Here is a 15,246-nt window from a genome sequence, read left to right as displayed (position 1 = left end):
GCAGTGATTTAGTCTGCGGGCCTGTTCCGGGCGGCGGCGCGCCGGCCGGATCGGTTCGATTTTTTGAAGGGGAGATTTCCCGATGTCGTGGTTCAGCAAGGTTGCCTGGAAAGAGGGGCTGTTCATGCAGCCCCAGCATCTTCAGCAGGCTGATCGCTATGTCGAAAATCTCGTCAACGCGCGCACCCGGCTGCTGACCCCCTACCCCTGGGGCGTCAGCGACCTGACCGTGGACCGCGATGCCTGCCAGCAGGGCCGCATCAGCCTGCGGGCGATTTCGGGGGTGATGCCCGACGGCACGCCGTTCGACGCGCCGGGCACCGGGCCGCTGCCCGTTCCCGTCGCCGTGCCCGACGACGCCGCCGGCCAGTTCGTCTGGCTGACGCTGCCCGACAGCTCGCCCAACATGCGCGACATGGCCCCCTATCAGGAGGAAGGCAGCTCCACCCGCTGGGGGATCCTGACCGAAGCCGTGGCCGATACCGCCGCCGCCGGACGCAATGAACAGGTGCTGGAACTGGCAGTGCCCCGACTGGAACTGGTCATCCGCAAGACTCCGCGCCCCGGCTATCAGAACCTGCGCATCGCCCGCATCTCCGAGGTGCGCGACGGTGTGGTGACGCTGGACGAGACCGCGCCGCCGCCGGCGCTGGTGATCGGCGCCCATCCGCAGATCCTCGGCTATCTGACCCGCGTGATCGGCTGGATCGAGGCGCGGCTGGAAAGCCTGGCGCGCTTTGCCGCCGACCCCTCGGCCGGAGGTGGAATGCAGGCCGCGGATTATCTGATGCTGATGGTGCTGAACCGCAATATCGGCCTGCTGCGGCACCTGTCCAAGACCTTCGCGCTCCACCCCGAGATGCTGTATCGCCAGTTGATCGCGCTGGCGGGCGAACTGGCGACTTTTGACGGCGCCAACCGCATGGCGGCGGATTACCCCGCTTATGACCATGAAAATCCGAAGGAAAGCTTCGCGCCCATTGTGGCCGACATCCAGCGCTTCCTGTCGCGCGAGATCGGCCGGGCGATCCGTCTGCCGCTACAGCAGGTGCGCCAGAACTCTTATCTGGCGCAGGTCGCCGATCGCAATCTGTTCCGCGAGGCGACCTTCATCATCGAGGTGCAAAGCGCGAAGCCGCTGGCGCAGGTGCAGGCCCAGTTCCCCGAATTGTGCAAGGTCGGTCCGAACACCCGCATGGCCGAGATCGTGAACAACAACCTGCCCGGCATCCAGCTGCTGCATATGCCGAACCCGCCCCGGCAGATCCGGGTTCTGTCCAGCCACGTCTATTTCCGGCTGGAGAAGAACTCGCCGCTGTGGCGCGAATTTTCCGTCGCACCGGCGGTGGGGATGCATTTCGCGGGCGACTGGCCCGATCTGCAACTTGAATTCTGGGCGGTGCCGGAGGGGACGTGATGGCCGGAGGGCGCAAGGACGACGACGACCGCACCGATCTTGGCGGCCGCAACGGATTCGGTCAGGGCCCCGGCCAGAGCCGGCCGGCCGACGACCCGTTCGGTCAGCCACAATCGCCCTTTCCCGCCCCCCCCGCGCGCGGGGACGACCGCACCGTCATCGGCGGCCAGCTGAACCCGCCGGGCCAGCAGTCGCCCTATGCCAACCCCTATCCCCCCGCGCCAGGACAGACGCCGGGCTATGCACCGGGACCGGGGGGCTATCCGCCCGGCGGTCCGCAGCCGGGTGGTTATCCCGCGCCGGGCGGTTATCCTTCCGGCCATGCCCCGCCCTCAGGGGGGACCTGGGTCGGGGCGCCCTCGGCGCCCGCGCAGTCTGGCTCGCCCTTCCCCGCCTATCCGGCGGCGCCGCATGGCGCTCAGCCGGGCTATCCGGGGGCGCCGGTCGGGCAGGCGGGTCACGGCGGCTCTGCCAGCCCGTTCGATCAGGTAGGGCAGATCGGCCGTGCGCCCGGTCAGGGCGATGAGGGCTTCTTTCCGCAATATCACCAGCCCGACAGCGCCCCTCGCCAGACGACGCCGCGCATCCCCCTGCACGAGGCGCTGCGCGTCCGCGACCTTGGCGCGGCCTCGTCCTCGAACCCGTTGCTGGCGGCGGCGGCGCCGCTGCTGATCCTGCTGGGCCGCTTGCGCACCGGGCTGGTGGAACTGCAGGTCGCCCCCCTGATGGAGCATGTGACCCGCGAGATCGAGCGCTTCGAGCAGAATGCCCGCGCCGCCGGCGTGGACCCGCATGAGGTGCTGGTGGCGAAATATGCGCTGTCGGGCACGGCGGACGATATCGTCCAGAACCTGCCCGGCGGCAATCGCGGCGACTGGCAGCAATATTCGATGGTCGCACGCTTCTTCCACAAGCGCGATTCCGGCGTCGGTTTCTTTCAGGAGGTCGAGAAAGCCCTGCAGGCCCCCGCCCAACGCTATAACCTGCTGGAGCTGATGCTGGTCTGCCTGTCGCTGGGCTTCGAAGGCCAGTTCCGCACTGCCCCCAACGGCGCCGTGCAACTGGCGCGGTATCGCGGCGCGATCTATGAAAGCCTGCGCCGGGTGAAGCCGCGCCCGGACGAGGATATCTCGGTCACCTGGGCGCCGGTCGAACAGGGACGCCGGCGACGTTTCGGCGCCATCCCGATCCCGGCGGTGGCGGGCATCGCCGCAGCGGCGTTGCTGGGGATCTTCGCCACCTTCTCGACGCTCATCAACCGCGACGGCTCGGCGGTGGCGGCGGAGATGCGGGCGCTGCATCAGGGGGCGCCGACCCTGCAGATCGACCGCACGACCCAGATCGCCTTCGTCGCCCCCGAAACCACGCAATTGCAGCGCGTCCGCGATGCCTTCAGCCCCGAAATCGCCGATGGCCGGGTGCAGGTCGAACAGAAGGGCGACTATATCGCCATCCGCGTCGGCAACCTGCAACTGTTCGACACCGGAAAGGTCCAGGTGAAGCCGGGTTTCGGCGATCTGGCCGCGCGCATTGCCGAGGTGCTGAACAGCGAACCCGGCCCGGTCCTGATCGAGGGCCATACCGACAACGTGCCGATGTCGGGCCGTGGGCAATACAAGGACAATTACCAGCTGTCGCAGGCCCGCGCCGATTCCGTGCTGGGGGTGCTGGCGCCCCTGATGACCGATGCCAGCCGGCTGGAAGCCGCCGGCCGCGGCGAGGATGATCCGGTCGGCGACAACGCCACCGACGAAGGCCGCACCGCCAACCGGCGGGTCGACCTGCTGCTGGCGCGCGAGGGGTCTTATGAAGCCGCCACCGACACGGCCGAAGCCCTGGCCGCCGCGACCGAGACGCCCGAGACGGAGACGCCCCAGTGAGATTTTTCGGCTATTACCTGCGCTTTCCGCGTTGGGGTGAACATGCCTGGTGGCGCTGGTTCGTGACCATCCTCGGGCTTGCGGGGCTGTGCGCCGCGATCTGGATCGGCGGCCCGATGACCGGCTGGGGGCCGCTGACGACCGTGTGGCTGCGCGCCACGCTGATCGGGCTGATCCTTGGCATCTTCTTCCTGCTGGCCTTCATCCGCTGGCGCCGCCGCGTCCGTGCCGCGCGCGAGATCGAGGCCGCGCTGATCCCGGTCGAACCCGAAGGCGACGGCAAGATTCTGGCCGAGAAGATGCAGGAAGCGCTTGGCGTCCTTAAGAAATCGGGAGGGTCCAGCTCTCTCTACGACCTGCCGTGGTATATCATCATCGGACCGCCCGGCGCCGGCAAGACCACCGCCATCGCCAATTCGGGAATGGAGTTTCCGCTGGCGCAGGACAAGGCCGTGACGGGCTTCGGCGGCACCCGCAACATGGATTTCTGGTTCTCCGAAGATGCGCTCCTGATCGATACCGCTGGGCGCTATACCACTCAGGACAGCGATCTGACCGCTGACAAGGCCAGCTGGGATGCGTTTCTGGACCTGCTGAAGAAGACCCGGCCGAACCAGCCGGTCAACGGGGTGATCCTGTCCTTCTCGGTCGAGGACATGATGACCGAAAGCCCCGAAACGCTGGCCCGCCATGCCGAAACCGTGCGCGCCCGTCTGGCCGAGCTGCACGAGCGGCTGAAGATCGACTTCCCGGTCTATGTGATGTTCACCAAGGCCGACCTGATCGCCGGTTTCCGCGAATATTTCGCCAGCTTCAGCCAGAGCCGGCGCAAGCTGGTCTGGGGCACCACCTTCCAGACCGCCGACCGCAAGGCCATCACCCATGAAGCGGTGCCGGCCGAGTTCGACCGCCTGGTCGCCCGGCTGTCGGACGAGGTTGCGGACCGGCTGTCCGAAGAACCCGACGGCATCTCGCGCATCGCCATCTTCGGGCTGCCGGGTCAGATGGCGCTTCTGCGCGACAATATCGCGGATTTCCTGCGCCGGGTGTTCGAACCCACGCGCTACAAGACCAATGCCATCCTGCGCGGCTTCTATTTCACCTCGGGCACGCAGGAAGGCACGCCGATCGATCAGGTGCTGGGGGCGATCCAGTCCGGGCAGGACGGTGCCTCGGTCTTCCCGGCCGCCTTCATGTCGGGGCGCGGCAAGAGCTTCTTCATCCATGACCTGCTGAAGCGGGTGGTGATCCCCGAACAGGGCTGGGTCAGCCATGACCGCAAGGCCGTGCAGCGGGCGCTGCTGATCCGCACCACCGCGCTGATGGCCATCGCGCTTGCCACGCTGGGAATGGCGGGCGCGCTCGGCTACAGCTACTGGAAGAACCTCAGCCTTGTGCGCACCGCCGAGGCCGAGACCCAGGGCTATGCCCGCGCCGCCGTCGATGAGCTGAACCGCGACGTGATCTCGGACACCGATCTGCGCCCGGTGGCGCCCTTGCTGGACGATCTGAAATCCATGCCGGCGGGTTACGGCGACAGCCAGGATCCCGGTATCTGGGAACGGATGGGCCTTGGTCAGCGCAAGCGGCTGAACGCCGTCGCCACCGACACCTATGCGCAGGCGCTGGAACGGATGATGCGGCCCCGGCTGATCCTCGATCTGGAACAGAAGATGCCGCAGATCATCGCCGCCGGCGAGATGACGCAGATCTATCGCGCGCTGAAGGTCTATCTGCTGCTGGGCAAGCAGGGAGAGACCTCCGACGATGCCGCAATCAAGGCCTGGTTCGACGAGGCGTGGGCGCAGGAATATCCGGGGCTGGAAGGCATCCGCTTTGCCGACGGGCTGGAGGCGCATCTGGACGCGATGCTGGCCCTGGATGACAGCCGCGCGCCGCTGGTGGCGCTGGATCAGGCCACGGTCGACCGCGCCCGCGCCGCCATCGCCCAGTTGCCGCTGGACGAACAGGCCTATGCGCTGATCGTCGACGGGGCGATCAACGCCACCAATCTGGAAGAATGGCAACTGGTCAAGAAGATCGACGGCCCCGCCGCCCAGGTCTTCGCCACCCGCGACGGCAGCGACCTCGCCACGCTGACGGTGCCGGCACTCTATACCTATGAAGGATTCTGGGGCTATTTCTTCGACCAGCTGGACGTGGTCGGCGAACAGCTGCGCAAGGACCAGTGGGTGCTGGGCGAACAGGCCAGTTCCACCGATATCGACCGGCGGTTGCAACGTCTGGACCGCGACCTGATGGAACGCTATCGCCGCGAATATATCGCCGCCTGGCAAGGGATGCTGGGCAACCTGACGCTGGTGTCGATGGTCGCGGACAAGCCGCAATATGCGGCGCTGGGGGCGGCCTCGTCTGCCTCGGGTTCGCCGATCATGCGGCTGGTCGAAAGCGTCGACCGTGAAACCTACCTCACCCGCGAGATCGACGACGCCGCCAGCATCCCTCAGGAAGAGCTGGCGACGGCCATGGCGGGCGGCAATGGCGGCTCTGGCGGGGCGGTGGCCAACCAGTTGCTGAACCGCTTCATCTCGCGCACGGGCGGCATGCAGCGTATCCTGCTGGAGGAAGCCAACCGCAAGCGCGGCAAGACCCAGATCCGGCCGGGGGAAAGCAGCGGCGGGGCCGACGGGACTTCCGAAGGTGGCGTCTTCGCCCCGATCGAGGCCATCACCGACGAGTTCAAGGGCTGGCACGCGCTGTTGCAGGGCAATGAAAACGCGCGCCCCATCGACACCCTGCTTGGTGATCTTGGGGCGATCTGGATGAACCGCCGCGACGCCGAGGCCAATCCCGGCCCCGCCGATGCGGCGCTGCCCACGCTGCTGAACACGCTGACCCGCAACAATTCACGCCTGCCGGAATCGCTGGCGGCGATGATGACGCGGGCCGAAGACGACTTCCGCGCCGGCGCCTCCGATTCCAGCATCGAAACGATGAACCGCGCGCTCAGCGACAGTATCACCTTCACCTGCCGCGACACCATTGCGGCCGCCTATCCTTTCGCCGATTCGACGCGCAGCCTGTCCATCGACAATTTCACCGCCTTCTTCGGACCGGGCGGCGCGATGGACCGGTATTTCAACGAATATCTTGATCCCTATGTCAACCGGACCGAGGAGGGTCTGGTCTGGCGCGACGACAAGGAGATTACCCAACGGCTGTCGGTCAATACGCTGAAGCAGTTCGAACGGGCCGAGAAGATCCGCCGCGCCTTCTTCGCCGGCAATGGCACCAGCCCCTCGGTCGAGATCACGGTGGCGCAGGTCGACGCCCATCCGACCATCGAAAGCGCCATGCTGGCGATCAATGACACGCTGGTTCCGACCGTCACCGGCTCGCTGCCGCGCACGGTGATCTGGCCGGGCACGGGCAAGGCCACCCTGCTGAAGCTGGAGCCGTCACTGGACCGCCCGTCCGAGCTGCGCTTTGATGGCAGCGCCTGGACCTTCATCGATTTCCTGAACGCCGCCAGCTCGCGCCAGCAGCGCGGCGACACCTTGCGCGCCACCTATACCATCGGGGGGCGCAATATTACTTATGATTTCACCATCAACGCCATCGCAAATCCCTTCACGATGCCGGAACTGAAAGAATTCGAATGTCCGCAGAGCGTCGATTGAGCGCAACCGCCGTCTTCGGCAAACACCCTGGTTTCGGCGACTTTCTGGCCGCCGGCGAAGTGCCTGCCGACAGCGCCAGCCGGGTCATGGACTGGCTGGCACAGGTCCTCGGTGCATGGCGCAACGGCATGGACGCCGATTGGCAGCCTGTCTTCGACCGCGCGCCCGCCCTGCGCTTCTGGATCGGCGCCGGCCTGACCGGCAACGCGGCGCTGCGCGGCGTCATGGTCCCCTCGCGCGATCGCAGCGGGCGGCGCTTTCCGCTGATCGTGGCCCAGGCCACGGGCGGGGCCTCGCCGGTCGTCGATTCCGATCAGCGCTTCTACGATCAGGCGCTGGCGGAATTGCGCGAGCTTACCCATGTCGACCGGTTCGAACCGCGCGAGGTGGCGGCCGCGCTTGCCACCCATCTGCCCGCCCCGGCTGAGGAACGCATCACCCCCGGCGCCAGCTTCTGGGCCACGAATGCGACCCGCGCCCCGCAGGACTTCCTGGCCGAGTTGGGGGGCACCGATTACGCCCATGCACAGGCCGGGCGCAGCTATTGGTGGTTTGCCGCCGAGGAGCAGCCGGGCCAGCAAAGCGGGCTGATGGCCTGTGCCGGTTGGCCGGGCCCCGCCGAAATGGGCTGGCTTCTGGTCGCGGGACAGGTTCAACCCGGCGCCGCCTCCCCCGCCGATGAGGCGCGGGCATGAATGCCGAAACCACGCCGCTGATCTTCCAGACCGCCGCGCTCAGTCATCAGGGCCGCGTGCGCAGCCATAACGAGGACAATTACGCCACCCTGCCCGAGCTGGGCCTGTGGGTCGTCGCCGACGGTATGGGCGGCCATGAAGCGGGCGATATCGCCAGCGCCATCATCGTGCAGGAAATGTCCTCGCTGGGGGTCGCGGTCACCGCCGCCGATCAGCGGGCCCGCTTCATGGAACGGCTGCACCGTGCCCACCAGCGCATCCGCGCACATGCGGCCGAACACGAACTGGATACGGTCGGCACCACCGTCGCCGCGCTGCTGGTCTTCGGGGCCGAACTGTCCTGCGCCTGGGCGGGCGACAGCCGCATCTACCTGCTGCGCAAGGGCGAGTTGACGGCGATGACCCGCGACCACAGCGAGGTCGCCACCCTGCTGGCCGAGGGCGCCATCACCGCCGAGGAGGCCCGCAGCTCGCCCCGCCGCAACGTCATCACCCGCGCCGTCGGCATCGGCAACGACCCGCGGCCCGAAATGGTGACCGGCGTGGCCCGGCCCGGCGACCGCTTCCTGATCTGCTCGGACGGCCTGACCGAGCATCTGACCGACGAAGAACTGGGCATTCTGCTGGACAGCGGGCACGATGCCCAGCACACGGCCGAGCAGCTGATCGGGCTGACGCTGGAACGCGGCGCCAAGGACAATGTGACCGTGCTGGTCATCGATGCCGCGGCAGGTGGCGAAGATCCGGGCGAAGGCGGCTGAGCATGACGGGCGCCGGGAAGCCAGAGGACGCCGATCAGGCCACGGGCGCCCCGGCCAAGCGCGCCGCCGCAGACGACCGCAACGGCACCGCCGCCGCGACCGGACAGGTGGATACCGACCCCACCATGATCGCTGCGCCGGAAGACGGTCCCGCCGCGCGGGATGCCTCTGGCGATCACCGCACGCGCATTGGGCCCCGCAGCGACAATGGCCTGCCTGAACCCATCGTTCATGACCGCACCATGATCGCCGCACCGGAAGGCTCGGCTGTCACACCGGGCGCCGCGTTGGCCGACGGAGCCGCCACACCCGGCACGCCCGGAGATGACCGCACCCGCATCGGCCCCCCGGCCGAGGACGGGTTGCCCGAACCCATCGTCCATGATCGCACCATGATCGCCGCGCCCGGTCAGACGGAACCGGGCCCCGGCGCCTTCTTCAGCCCGGCGCTGCCGCCGCCGATGGCGACGGTCGTTTCAGACATTCCGCCGGCGCTGCCCACCGCCAGTCCCGCCCGCCTGGTCGAGCCGGGGACGCTCATCAACAACAACTACCGGATCGAGGCGCTGATCAGCGCCGGCGGCATGGGCGAGGTCTACCGCGCCATCAACGTCTTCACCGGCGATCCGGTGGCGGTGAAGGTGATCCTCTCCGACCTCGCCCGCGACCGTGACATCATCGATCTGTTCCGCCGCGAGGCCCGCGTGCTGGTCCAGCTGCGCAACGACGCCATCGTCAGCTATCACAATTTCATCCTCGATCAGGGGCTGGACCGCTACTGCCTGATCATGGAATTCGTCGAGGGCGCGCATCTGGGCAGCCGCATCCGCGGCGGCAGGACGATGCCGGACGATCAGGCATTGCTGCTGATGCGGCGGCTGGCAGGCGGTCTGCGTCAGGCCCATGCGCGCGGCGTGACCCATCGGGACCTCTCGCCCGACAACGTCATTCTGCGCCATGACAAGGTCGAGGAAGCGGTGCTGATCGACTTCGGCATCGCCCGCTCGACCGAATTGGGCGACGGGCTGGCCGGGCGTTTCGCGGGCAAGTTCAAGTATATCTCGCCCGAGCAGCTGGGCCATTTCGACGGTCAGATCGGACCGCCCACGGATGTCTATGGGCTGGCGCTGCTGATGGTGGCGGTGCTGCGCGGCAAGCCGCTGGACATGGGCGATTCGGTGGTGACCGCCTCGGCCGCGCGCCAGCAGATTCCCGACCTCTCGGGACTGTCGCACCGGGTCTTCCCGCTGATCCAGCACATGCTGGAACCCGATCCGGCCGCCCGCCCCAGCGATATGGGGCAGGTCATTGCCATGCTGGACGATCCCATGCGAATCCCGGCGCGCTATCGCCTGCCGATCTGGGAAGCGGATCCGACCAGCCCGCCCGGCCCGGCCGAAATCTCCGGCGTGTCCGAATCGCCCTTCGGCAGTCTCCACCCCGCAGCCCCGCTGCCAGCCCCGCCCGGCACCCAGCCCGAGGCCAGAGGCTGGGCCCCTGTGTCGGCCCTGCTCGGCGGGGGGGCGGCACTGCTCCTGCTGGCTGGTGCGGCCGCCTGGTTCGCGCTGCGCGACCCGGCTGTGCCGCCGCCGCCCGAGGACGATCCCGGCCCCCCGGTCACGGCCACCCTGCCCCCCCGCGACCCTGCCAGCCGCGAGGGCTTCCTGGCTGGTCTGCCGCTGGGGCCCTGCACCATGGCGCAACGGATCGCCGCCGGCCCCCAGACCGGCACGATCGAAGTGCTGAGCGACGCCGCCATCGATCCCGCCCGCGTTCAGAACCCCTATGAGGAGGCGTTCGGCAGCCGCCCCGCCGTGACCGAATACCGGGTCACCCCGTCACAATGCCCGGTGCTGCATTTCGCCAATACGCTGAGCGGGCGCAGCGCCCGCGCCCCCGTGATCGAGCCGCTGACCCGCAGCACCCCGTCCGGCTTCCAGATCGAGGCGCAGATCGGCGCATTGGCGGAGCGTAACCTGTGGCTGGCCCTGATCGCGCCCGATGGTTCGGTCTATGACCTGACGGCGCAGTCGCACCTGCTGCCCGATGGCGGGGTGAAGGTCGGCGCGGCCATCGACCTGCCCCAGCCGCCGCCCGGCGATGGGGCCGCAAGCTCCTACATGCTGCTGGCGGTCACCTCGTCCCAGCCGTTGGCGGCAGTCGCCGCCGCGCCTGCGGGTGCGAGCGCCGAAACCATTCTGCCCGCCCTCCTTGACGAGTTGCAGGCCGATCCCGAGGCTGCGGCCGCCGCACTGACCCCACTGGCCATGACCGCCCCGTCACCCGCGCCCGCCACGCCGCCAGAGCCGGCGGAAGCGGGTTAACCCGCTTCAGGGTCTGGGCGCCACGAAGACCGTCCAGTTGTCCTGCTGCTGGGTGTCGATTTCGTAGAAGCGGGCGTCCAGATAGCCGCGGATCAGGCAGTCCTGCTGGCCCTCGATCTCGAATTTGCCGGTGGCGATGCACATCGGGGTCGAGCCGGGCAGCGCCTCGTTTCCGAACACATCGGCGGCGAAAATGTAGTAATAGCGGGCCTGCAAAGCCTCGGGGCGCAGGGTCGCGCATTGGTTCGGCGCCACGCGCCACCAGCCGCTGGTGACGAACTCTGCCCCGTGAGGTTCGGCGATGGCGATGTTGAGCACGTCATAGCTCTGATTGCACAGGCTCAGCGACGCGATCGCCGCCCCCGGTGTGGCGATGGCGAAAAACGTGGCCGCCCCCATCCGGCACGCGATTTTCCCCCGTCTTCCGCTGCCGTGATTCATTGAGCGTCCACATCGCCTGTGTTAGCGTCAGAGCCAAAGGAGCCCCCCGGACCATGAAGCCCATCCTGATCCTTGGTGCAAGCATTTCGGCCGCCACGGTGGCGGCGGCCTTCGCGGTGCTGGCCAATCAGGCGATGCCGCCCCGCGCGGTCGCGGCAAACCCGGTCCGGCCCGCCAATGTCGCACGCGAAATCCCGGCGCAGGCCCTTCCCGTCCGCATCCAGACCTCACGGAGTGCCGCCACACCCCCGGCGCCTGCCACGCATGGGGCCACCGCCGATACCACTCCCACCAACAGCGCAAGCGCTGACATCGCTGCCTTCAACGCCGGGCCAGCGGGTGACAGGTCGAAAGCATCATCGCGGATCGCCACCGCTTCCTCGGCCCCTGCCGCGATGACAGCAACATCCGCGAACACCTCCGCCGAAAACGCAGCCGCTGACACCACAGGCGTCGATGTTGACGCCCTCGGCGCGGCGCTGTTCGATGAGGATTCGGGGGCCGCGTCGCGGATGTATCTGCTGCCGTTGTCCGGGGCTGCGACCGGCGACGGCCCCGCCACGCGCCCGGTGCGCCGCCCGGTCCTCGCCGCTGCGGATGCTGGCCCCGTGCCGATGGCCGATCCGCCCCTCCTCCGGCCTGATCCGGCTGCGGCCGCGCAGTTTGACTATATTCCCCTGATCGGGGTCTATCGCTGAAAGGAGCCCCCGATGTTTCGCTCACCCTCCCTCAAGGCGGCAGGCGGCGCCATGCTGGCAATGGGCCTCGTGCTGGCGCAGTCTGCCGCGGCGCAGGACAGCGGCGGCGGCGTGATGATGGAGTTGAACGGCCTGACCGACACCCAGAACGACAGTTGCGCATTGACCATGGTGACCACGAACCGCCTGCCCCAGGGCTTGCAGCGCGCCGCCTGGCAGGTCGCCATCTTCGATACCGATGGCCGGGTCAGGACGCTGCCGGTGCTGGATTTCGGGGCGCTGCTGGCGGGGAAGACACGGGTGATTTCCTTCGTGATCCCCGGCGGGGGCTGCGCCAGCCTCGGGCGGGTGGTCGTCAACGATGTCGTCGAATGCACCGCCGATGACGGCAGCGATCTGCGCGATCTCTGCCTGAGCAACCTCGCGACCCAAAACCGCAGCAGTATCGAGTTCGGAATCTGACCTTCCCATGAACCTGTCCATGTTCCAATCCCTGCCGGCAACGACGCTGGCCGTGTTTCTTGCCCTTGCCGCCCTGTCGGTGCTGACCGTCACCGTCGCCATCTTCAAGATTACCCAGTTCCGCCGCATGGGCCTTGGCCGCCATGCCGAGGCCGAGGCGATCCTCGACGACTGGCTGAACGGCCGCCCCGATGAGGCGCAGCGCAAGGCCACCGCCAGCGGGGCGGTGCTGTCGCGGGTGCTGCGGGCGGTGATGTCGGGGCTGCGGGCGCGACCCTCGGATCCGTTTTATGGCGAGGAACTGGCTCGGCAGGCAGCACTGGTGGAGCTGACCCGCATGGGCAGCCGGATGCGGCTGCTGGAGGCCGTGGTGCAGATGGCGCCGATGCTGGGGCTGTTGGGCACGGTGATCGGCATGATCGACGCCTTCGGCAGCCTTGCCGCCAGTCAGGCGGCGGCCGATCCGCGGATGCTGGCCTCGGGCATCTGGACGGCGCTGACCACAACAGCGGCGGGGCTGGCCATCGCGCTGGTGGCCTATTTCATCGCCGCCTGGCTGGAGGGGCGCATCGACGACGAGCGTCAGACGATCGAGATGGTGATCTCGGCCGCGATCCATGGCCGCGTCGGCCAGACGCGCGGCTGATCCATGGCGGCGGGCGGCCACAGGCGTCCGGGGCTGATCCTGCCCCGCCGCAACCGGCGCTATCGGTTCTCGATGACGCCGTTGGCGGATGTGATGTTCCAGCTGCTGATCTTCTTCATGCTCTCGGCCAATATCGCACCCTATTCCATGCTCGACCTGCGCACCGGCGCGCTCAGCGGCGGCGGCGCTGCGCCCGCGCCCGAGACCGGGACCGAGCCGGGCCGCACCACCGATATCCGCAGCACCGCCGTCTGGACCCTGGACGAGACCGGCACCATCCTGGCCAGCGGCCAACGCTTCGAGCCCGCGCGCCTGCCGGCGCTGGCGGACGCGCTGATGGCGCAGGGCACCCGCGACGTGCTGGTGGTGCTGCGTCATGACGTGGCCGTGCAGCAACTGGTGACGGTGCTGCAAACGCTGGCGGCGCGGGGCATCACCTCGGTCCAGATTGCCAGCGGGGGAACCTGAATGGCCCTGAATCTGCCCCCCCGCCGCCACGACCGCGCCCATATCGACACCTCTCTGTCGATCGTGAACATCGTGCTGCTGCTGCTGTTCTTCTTCATGATCGTCGGCCAGACCGTCCGGCCCGCACCGGAACTTGATCTGTCCCGGACCGAGGATCTGCCGCTGGAGCAGCTGCCCTCGCCCATTCTGATCGTCGAGGAGGACGGCAACTGGCTGCTGGACGGCGAGCCGATCTCGCCCGATCTGCTGCCCGCGGCCGTTCCCGCGACCGGCGGACAGGTGCTGCACCTGATGATCGATCGGGACGCGCCGGCCCATCTGCTGGTCGATACGCTGAACGACCCGGTGCTGACCGATTATGACCTGCGGTTGGTGACCCTGAACGACCGGGGGACGCCATGATCGGTGAACCCGCCGATGGCTGGAAATGGGCGCAGGCCTCGGGCCTGTCGCTGGGATTGCACGCGGCGCTGCTGGCTTATCTGGTCTATCAGCCGACGCTGGAGTTCCTGTCTCCCGATCCGGCGATGCCGCTGCCCCAGATCGAGGTCACCACCCTGATCCCCGAGGTCGTCGACATCCCGGCCGTCCCGACCGAAACGCTGCCCTCTCCCGCCGATCCCGGCCCGGCAACGGCGACCGAGGCCGCTGCCGTCGCCAGCCCGATCACCCCCCCGATTGCCGAGGTTGTGCCCGCCGAAACCCTGCCGCCTTCAGACCCGGCCCACAGCCTGCCGGGCGAAGCGGGGGCGCCCATCGCCAGCACCGCCCCGGCGGAGCCGACCGGCGCCCTGCCCGTTCATGCCACGACCGAGGCGCCGCCCCCCGATCCGCGCCTGCTGATTCTGGTCGACCGCATCCGCAGCCAGCTCACCGATGCCTGTCTGCTGGCGCTGCCGATCATGCGCGGCGAGGAGGAATTGACGCTGAGCCTGCTGTCGGACAGCGACCGCAATGCCTCGGCGCTGACCGACGAGTTGGTGGCGGGGATCGAAGGCGATATCGCCCGCGAAACACTGCTTCTCGACCCGCGCCAATGCCCCGCTGTCGCCTTCGCGCGTCGCGACATCCGCTATCCGGTCTTTGCGCTCGGGCTGCAGTTGGACGCGCAAAGCGTGGCCTCGGGCGACAGCTTGCGCGGGCGGATCAGCAATGGTGCGGGCTATGTGCAGACGCTGCTGATGGTTGACGAAAACGGTGCCGTTCACGATCTGCGGCGGTTCCTGCTGTCCTCGGCCGGGGTCACGCGGTTTGACATCCCGGTGGCGCGGATGCGCCAGCCGCGCGATACCCGCCAGCTGCTGATCGCGCTTGCGACGCCGCAACGGCTGAACACGGTAACGGCCCGTGCGGGCGACGCCGCCGGGCCGTTTTTCGACGCGCTTTTCGCCGAAGTCGGACAGACCGCCCTGATCGGCATCGCCAGTTTCGACGTGCGCTAAGCCAGCGCCGCTGCCAGCGCCTTGTCCGAGGAGAGCCGCGTCAGGACGCGAATGATTTCGCCGGGGCGGATCAGTTCCGAACCGGCCCGGGTCTGCATCCGGGGGGCCGATTGCAGGTGTTTCCACCAGGTCTGGCCGGGCATGGCGGGGCGCGTGAACTCGGCGCTGACGCGGCGCGACAGTCGACCGAGCGCGGGATCGCGCAGGCGGATTTCGGGGCGGCCGGCTGCGGCGGTCAGCACCTCGACCGCGCCGTCATGGGGCGAGAAAAGGGCGATGGCCGCAACCTCATCCCCCAGAAAACCGAGCGCGCCCAGTCGCGCGCCGGCATTGCCTTCAATCAGAACCCAGTCAATCTTTACCGTCATATC

General features: G+C 68.2%; 14 protein-coding genes. 12 read left to right on the top strand and 2 right to left on the bottom strand.

Features of this window, described 5'->3' with window-relative positions; translation table 11 throughout:
• Nucleotides 1-82: 82 nt before the first annotated feature.
• From tssK to H1S04_RS18115, 6 genes are read left to right on the top strand one after another with little or no spacing between them, the layout of a single operon-like run.
• Nucleotides 83-1,417, top strand: a complete 1,335-nt coding sequence (tssK, locus tag H1S04_RS18140) for a type VI secretion system baseplate subunit TssK (RefSeq protein ID WP_181746892.1) — start codon at nt 83-85, stop codon at nt 1,415-1,417.
• Complete coding sequence (gene icmH, locus H1S04_RS18135; RefSeq protein WP_181746891.1) at nt 1,417-3,297, top strand: type IVB secretion system protein IcmH/DotU; 1,881 nt, start codon at nt 1,417-1,419, stop codon at nt 3,295-3,297. Before tssK ends, icmH begins: the two co-directional genes overlap by 1 nt.
• On the top strand, nt 3,294-6,938 hold the full coding sequence (tssM, locus tag H1S04_RS18130) for a type VI secretion system membrane subunit TssM (RefSeq protein WP_181746890.1): 3,645 nt from the start codon (nt 3,294-3,296) through the stop codon (nt 6,936-6,938). The genes icmH and tssM overlap by 4 nt, the downstream gene beginning before the upstream one ends.
• A complete protein-coding gene (tagF, locus tag H1S04_RS18125; protein WP_181746889.1) occupies nt 6,935-7,633 on the top strand; it encodes a type VI secretion system-associated protein TagF in 699 nt (232 codons plus the stop codon). The genes tssM and tagF overlap by 4 nt, the downstream gene beginning before the upstream one ends.
• Nucleotides 7,630-8,394 carry a PP2C family serine/threonine-protein phosphatase gene (locus H1S04_RS18120; RefSeq protein ID WP_181746888.1) on the top strand — a complete coding sequence of 255 codons (765 nt, stop codon included), beginning with the start codon at nt 7,630-7,632 and terminating at the stop codon, nt 8,392-8,394. The genes tagF and H1S04_RS18120 overlap by 4 nt, the downstream gene beginning before the upstream one ends.
• 2 nt (nt 8,395-8,396) lie before the next feature.
• Entirely contained in the window at nt 8,397-10,718 is a 2,322-nt protein-coding gene (locus tag H1S04_RS18115; RefSeq protein WP_181746887.1) for a serine/threonine-protein kinase, read from the top strand.
• 6 nt (nt 10,719-10,724) lie between these two features.
• Here H1S04_RS18115 and H1S04_RS18110 read toward each other — a convergent pair whose 3' ends face one another.
• Nucleotides 10,725-11,117, bottom strand: coding sequence for a DUF1036 domain-containing protein (locus H1S04_RS18110; protein ID WP_181746886.1), 393 nt, complete (start codon nt 11,115-11,117; stop codon nt 10,725-10,727).
• A gap of 95 nt (nt 11,118-11,212) precedes the next feature.
• Here H1S04_RS18110 and H1S04_RS18105 point away from each other — a divergent pair, with 95 nt between their 5' ends.
• The 6 genes from H1S04_RS18105 to H1S04_RS18080 are packed head-to-tail and all read left to right on the top strand — an operon-like array spanning nt 11,213 to nt 14,875.
• Nucleotides 11,213-11,857 (top strand): hypothetical protein, encoded by a 645-nt coding sequence (locus H1S04_RS18105; protein WP_181746885.1) that lies wholly within the window; start codon nt 11,213-11,215, stop codon nt 11,855-11,857.
• 12 nt (nt 11,858-11,869) lie between these two features.
• Nucleotides 11,870-12,319: a hypothetical protein gene (locus H1S04_RS18100; protein ID WP_181746884.1), complete on the top strand. Its 450-nt coding sequence runs from the start codon at nt 11,870-11,872 to the stop codon at nt 12,317-12,319.
• Between the two features lie 19 nt (nt 12,320-12,338).
• Entirely contained in the window at nt 12,339-12,965 is a 627-nt protein-coding gene (locus tag H1S04_RS18095; RefSeq protein WP_181746883.1) for a MotA/TolQ/ExbB proton channel family protein, read from the top strand.
• Nucleotides 12,966-12,968: 3 nt separating this feature from the next.
• A complete protein-coding gene (locus tag H1S04_RS18090; protein ID WP_181746882.1) occupies nt 12,969-13,433 on the top strand; it encodes a biopolymer transporter ExbD in 465 nt (154 codons plus the stop codon).
• A complete protein-coding gene (locus H1S04_RS18085) occupies nt 13,434-13,835 on the top strand; it encodes a biopolymer transporter ExbD (protein WP_181746881.1) in 402 nt (133 codons plus the stop codon).
• On the top strand, nt 13,832-14,875 hold the full coding sequence (locus H1S04_RS18080) for a hypothetical protein (RefSeq protein ID WP_181746880.1): 1,044 nt from the start codon (nt 13,832-13,834) through the stop codon (nt 14,873-14,875). The genes H1S04_RS18085 and H1S04_RS18080 overlap by 4 nt, the downstream gene beginning before the upstream one ends.
• Here the strand turns inward: H1S04_RS18080 and H1S04_RS18075 are convergent.
• A complete protein-coding gene (locus tag H1S04_RS18075; RefSeq protein ID WP_181746879.1) occupies nt 14,872-15,243 on the bottom strand; it encodes a hypothetical protein in 372 nt (123 codons plus the stop codon). The genes H1S04_RS18080 and H1S04_RS18075 overlap by 4 nt on opposite strands.
• Between the last annotated feature and the right edge of the window lie 3 nt (nt 15,244-15,246).

This window comes from Paracoccus sp. S1E-3 (assembly GCF_013868135.1).
Lineage (GTDB): Bacteria > Pseudomonadota > Alphaproteobacteria > Rhodobacterales > Rhodobacteraceae > Paracoccus.
This window is presented reverse-complemented; position numbering and strand designations above follow the sequence as displayed.

Coding starts and splice junctions, on each gene's coding strand:
- tssK (WP_181746892.1), top strand. CDS start 83: ATGTCGTGGTTCAGCAAGGTTGCCTGGAAAGAGGGGCTGTTCATGCAG.
- icmH (WP_181746891.1), top strand. CDS start 1,417: ATGGCCGGAGGGCGCAAGGACGACGACGACCGCACCGATCTTGGCGGC.
- H1S04_RS18120 (WP_181746888.1), top strand. CDS start 7,630: ATGAATGCCGAAACCACGCCGCTGATCTTCCAGACCGCCGCGCTCAGT.
- H1S04_RS18115 (WP_181746887.1), top strand. CDS start 8,397: ATGACGGGCGCCGGGAAGCCAGAGGACGCCGATCAGGCCACGGGCGCC.
- H1S04_RS18110 (WP_181746886.1), bottom strand. CDS start 11,117: ATGGGGGCGGCCACGTTTTTCGCCATCGCCACACCGGGGGCGGCGATC.
- H1S04_RS18105 (WP_181746885.1), top strand. CDS start 11,213: ATGAAGCCCATCCTGATCCTTGGTGCAAGCATTTCGGCCGCCACGGTG.
- H1S04_RS18100 (WP_181746884.1), top strand. CDS start 11,870: ATGTTTCGCTCACCCTCCCTCAAGGCGGCAGGCGGCGCCATGCTGGCA.
- H1S04_RS18095 (WP_181746883.1), top strand. CDS start 12,339: ATGTTCCAATCCCTGCCGGCAACGACGCTGGCCGTGTTTCTTGCCCTT.
- H1S04_RS18090 (WP_181746882.1), top strand. CDS start 12,969: ATGGCGGCGGGCGGCCACAGGCGTCCGGGGCTGATCCTGCCCCGCCGC.
- H1S04_RS18085 (WP_181746881.1), top strand. CDS start 13,434: ATGGCCCTGAATCTGCCCCCCCGCCGCCACGACCGCGCCCATATCGAC.
- H1S04_RS18080 (WP_181746880.1), top strand. CDS start 13,832: ATGATCGGTGAACCCGCCGATGGCTGGAAATGGGCGCAGGCCTCGGGC.
- H1S04_RS18075 (WP_181746879.1), bottom strand. CDS start 15,243: ATGACGGTAAAGATTGACTGGGTTCTGATTGAAGGCAATGCCGGCGCG.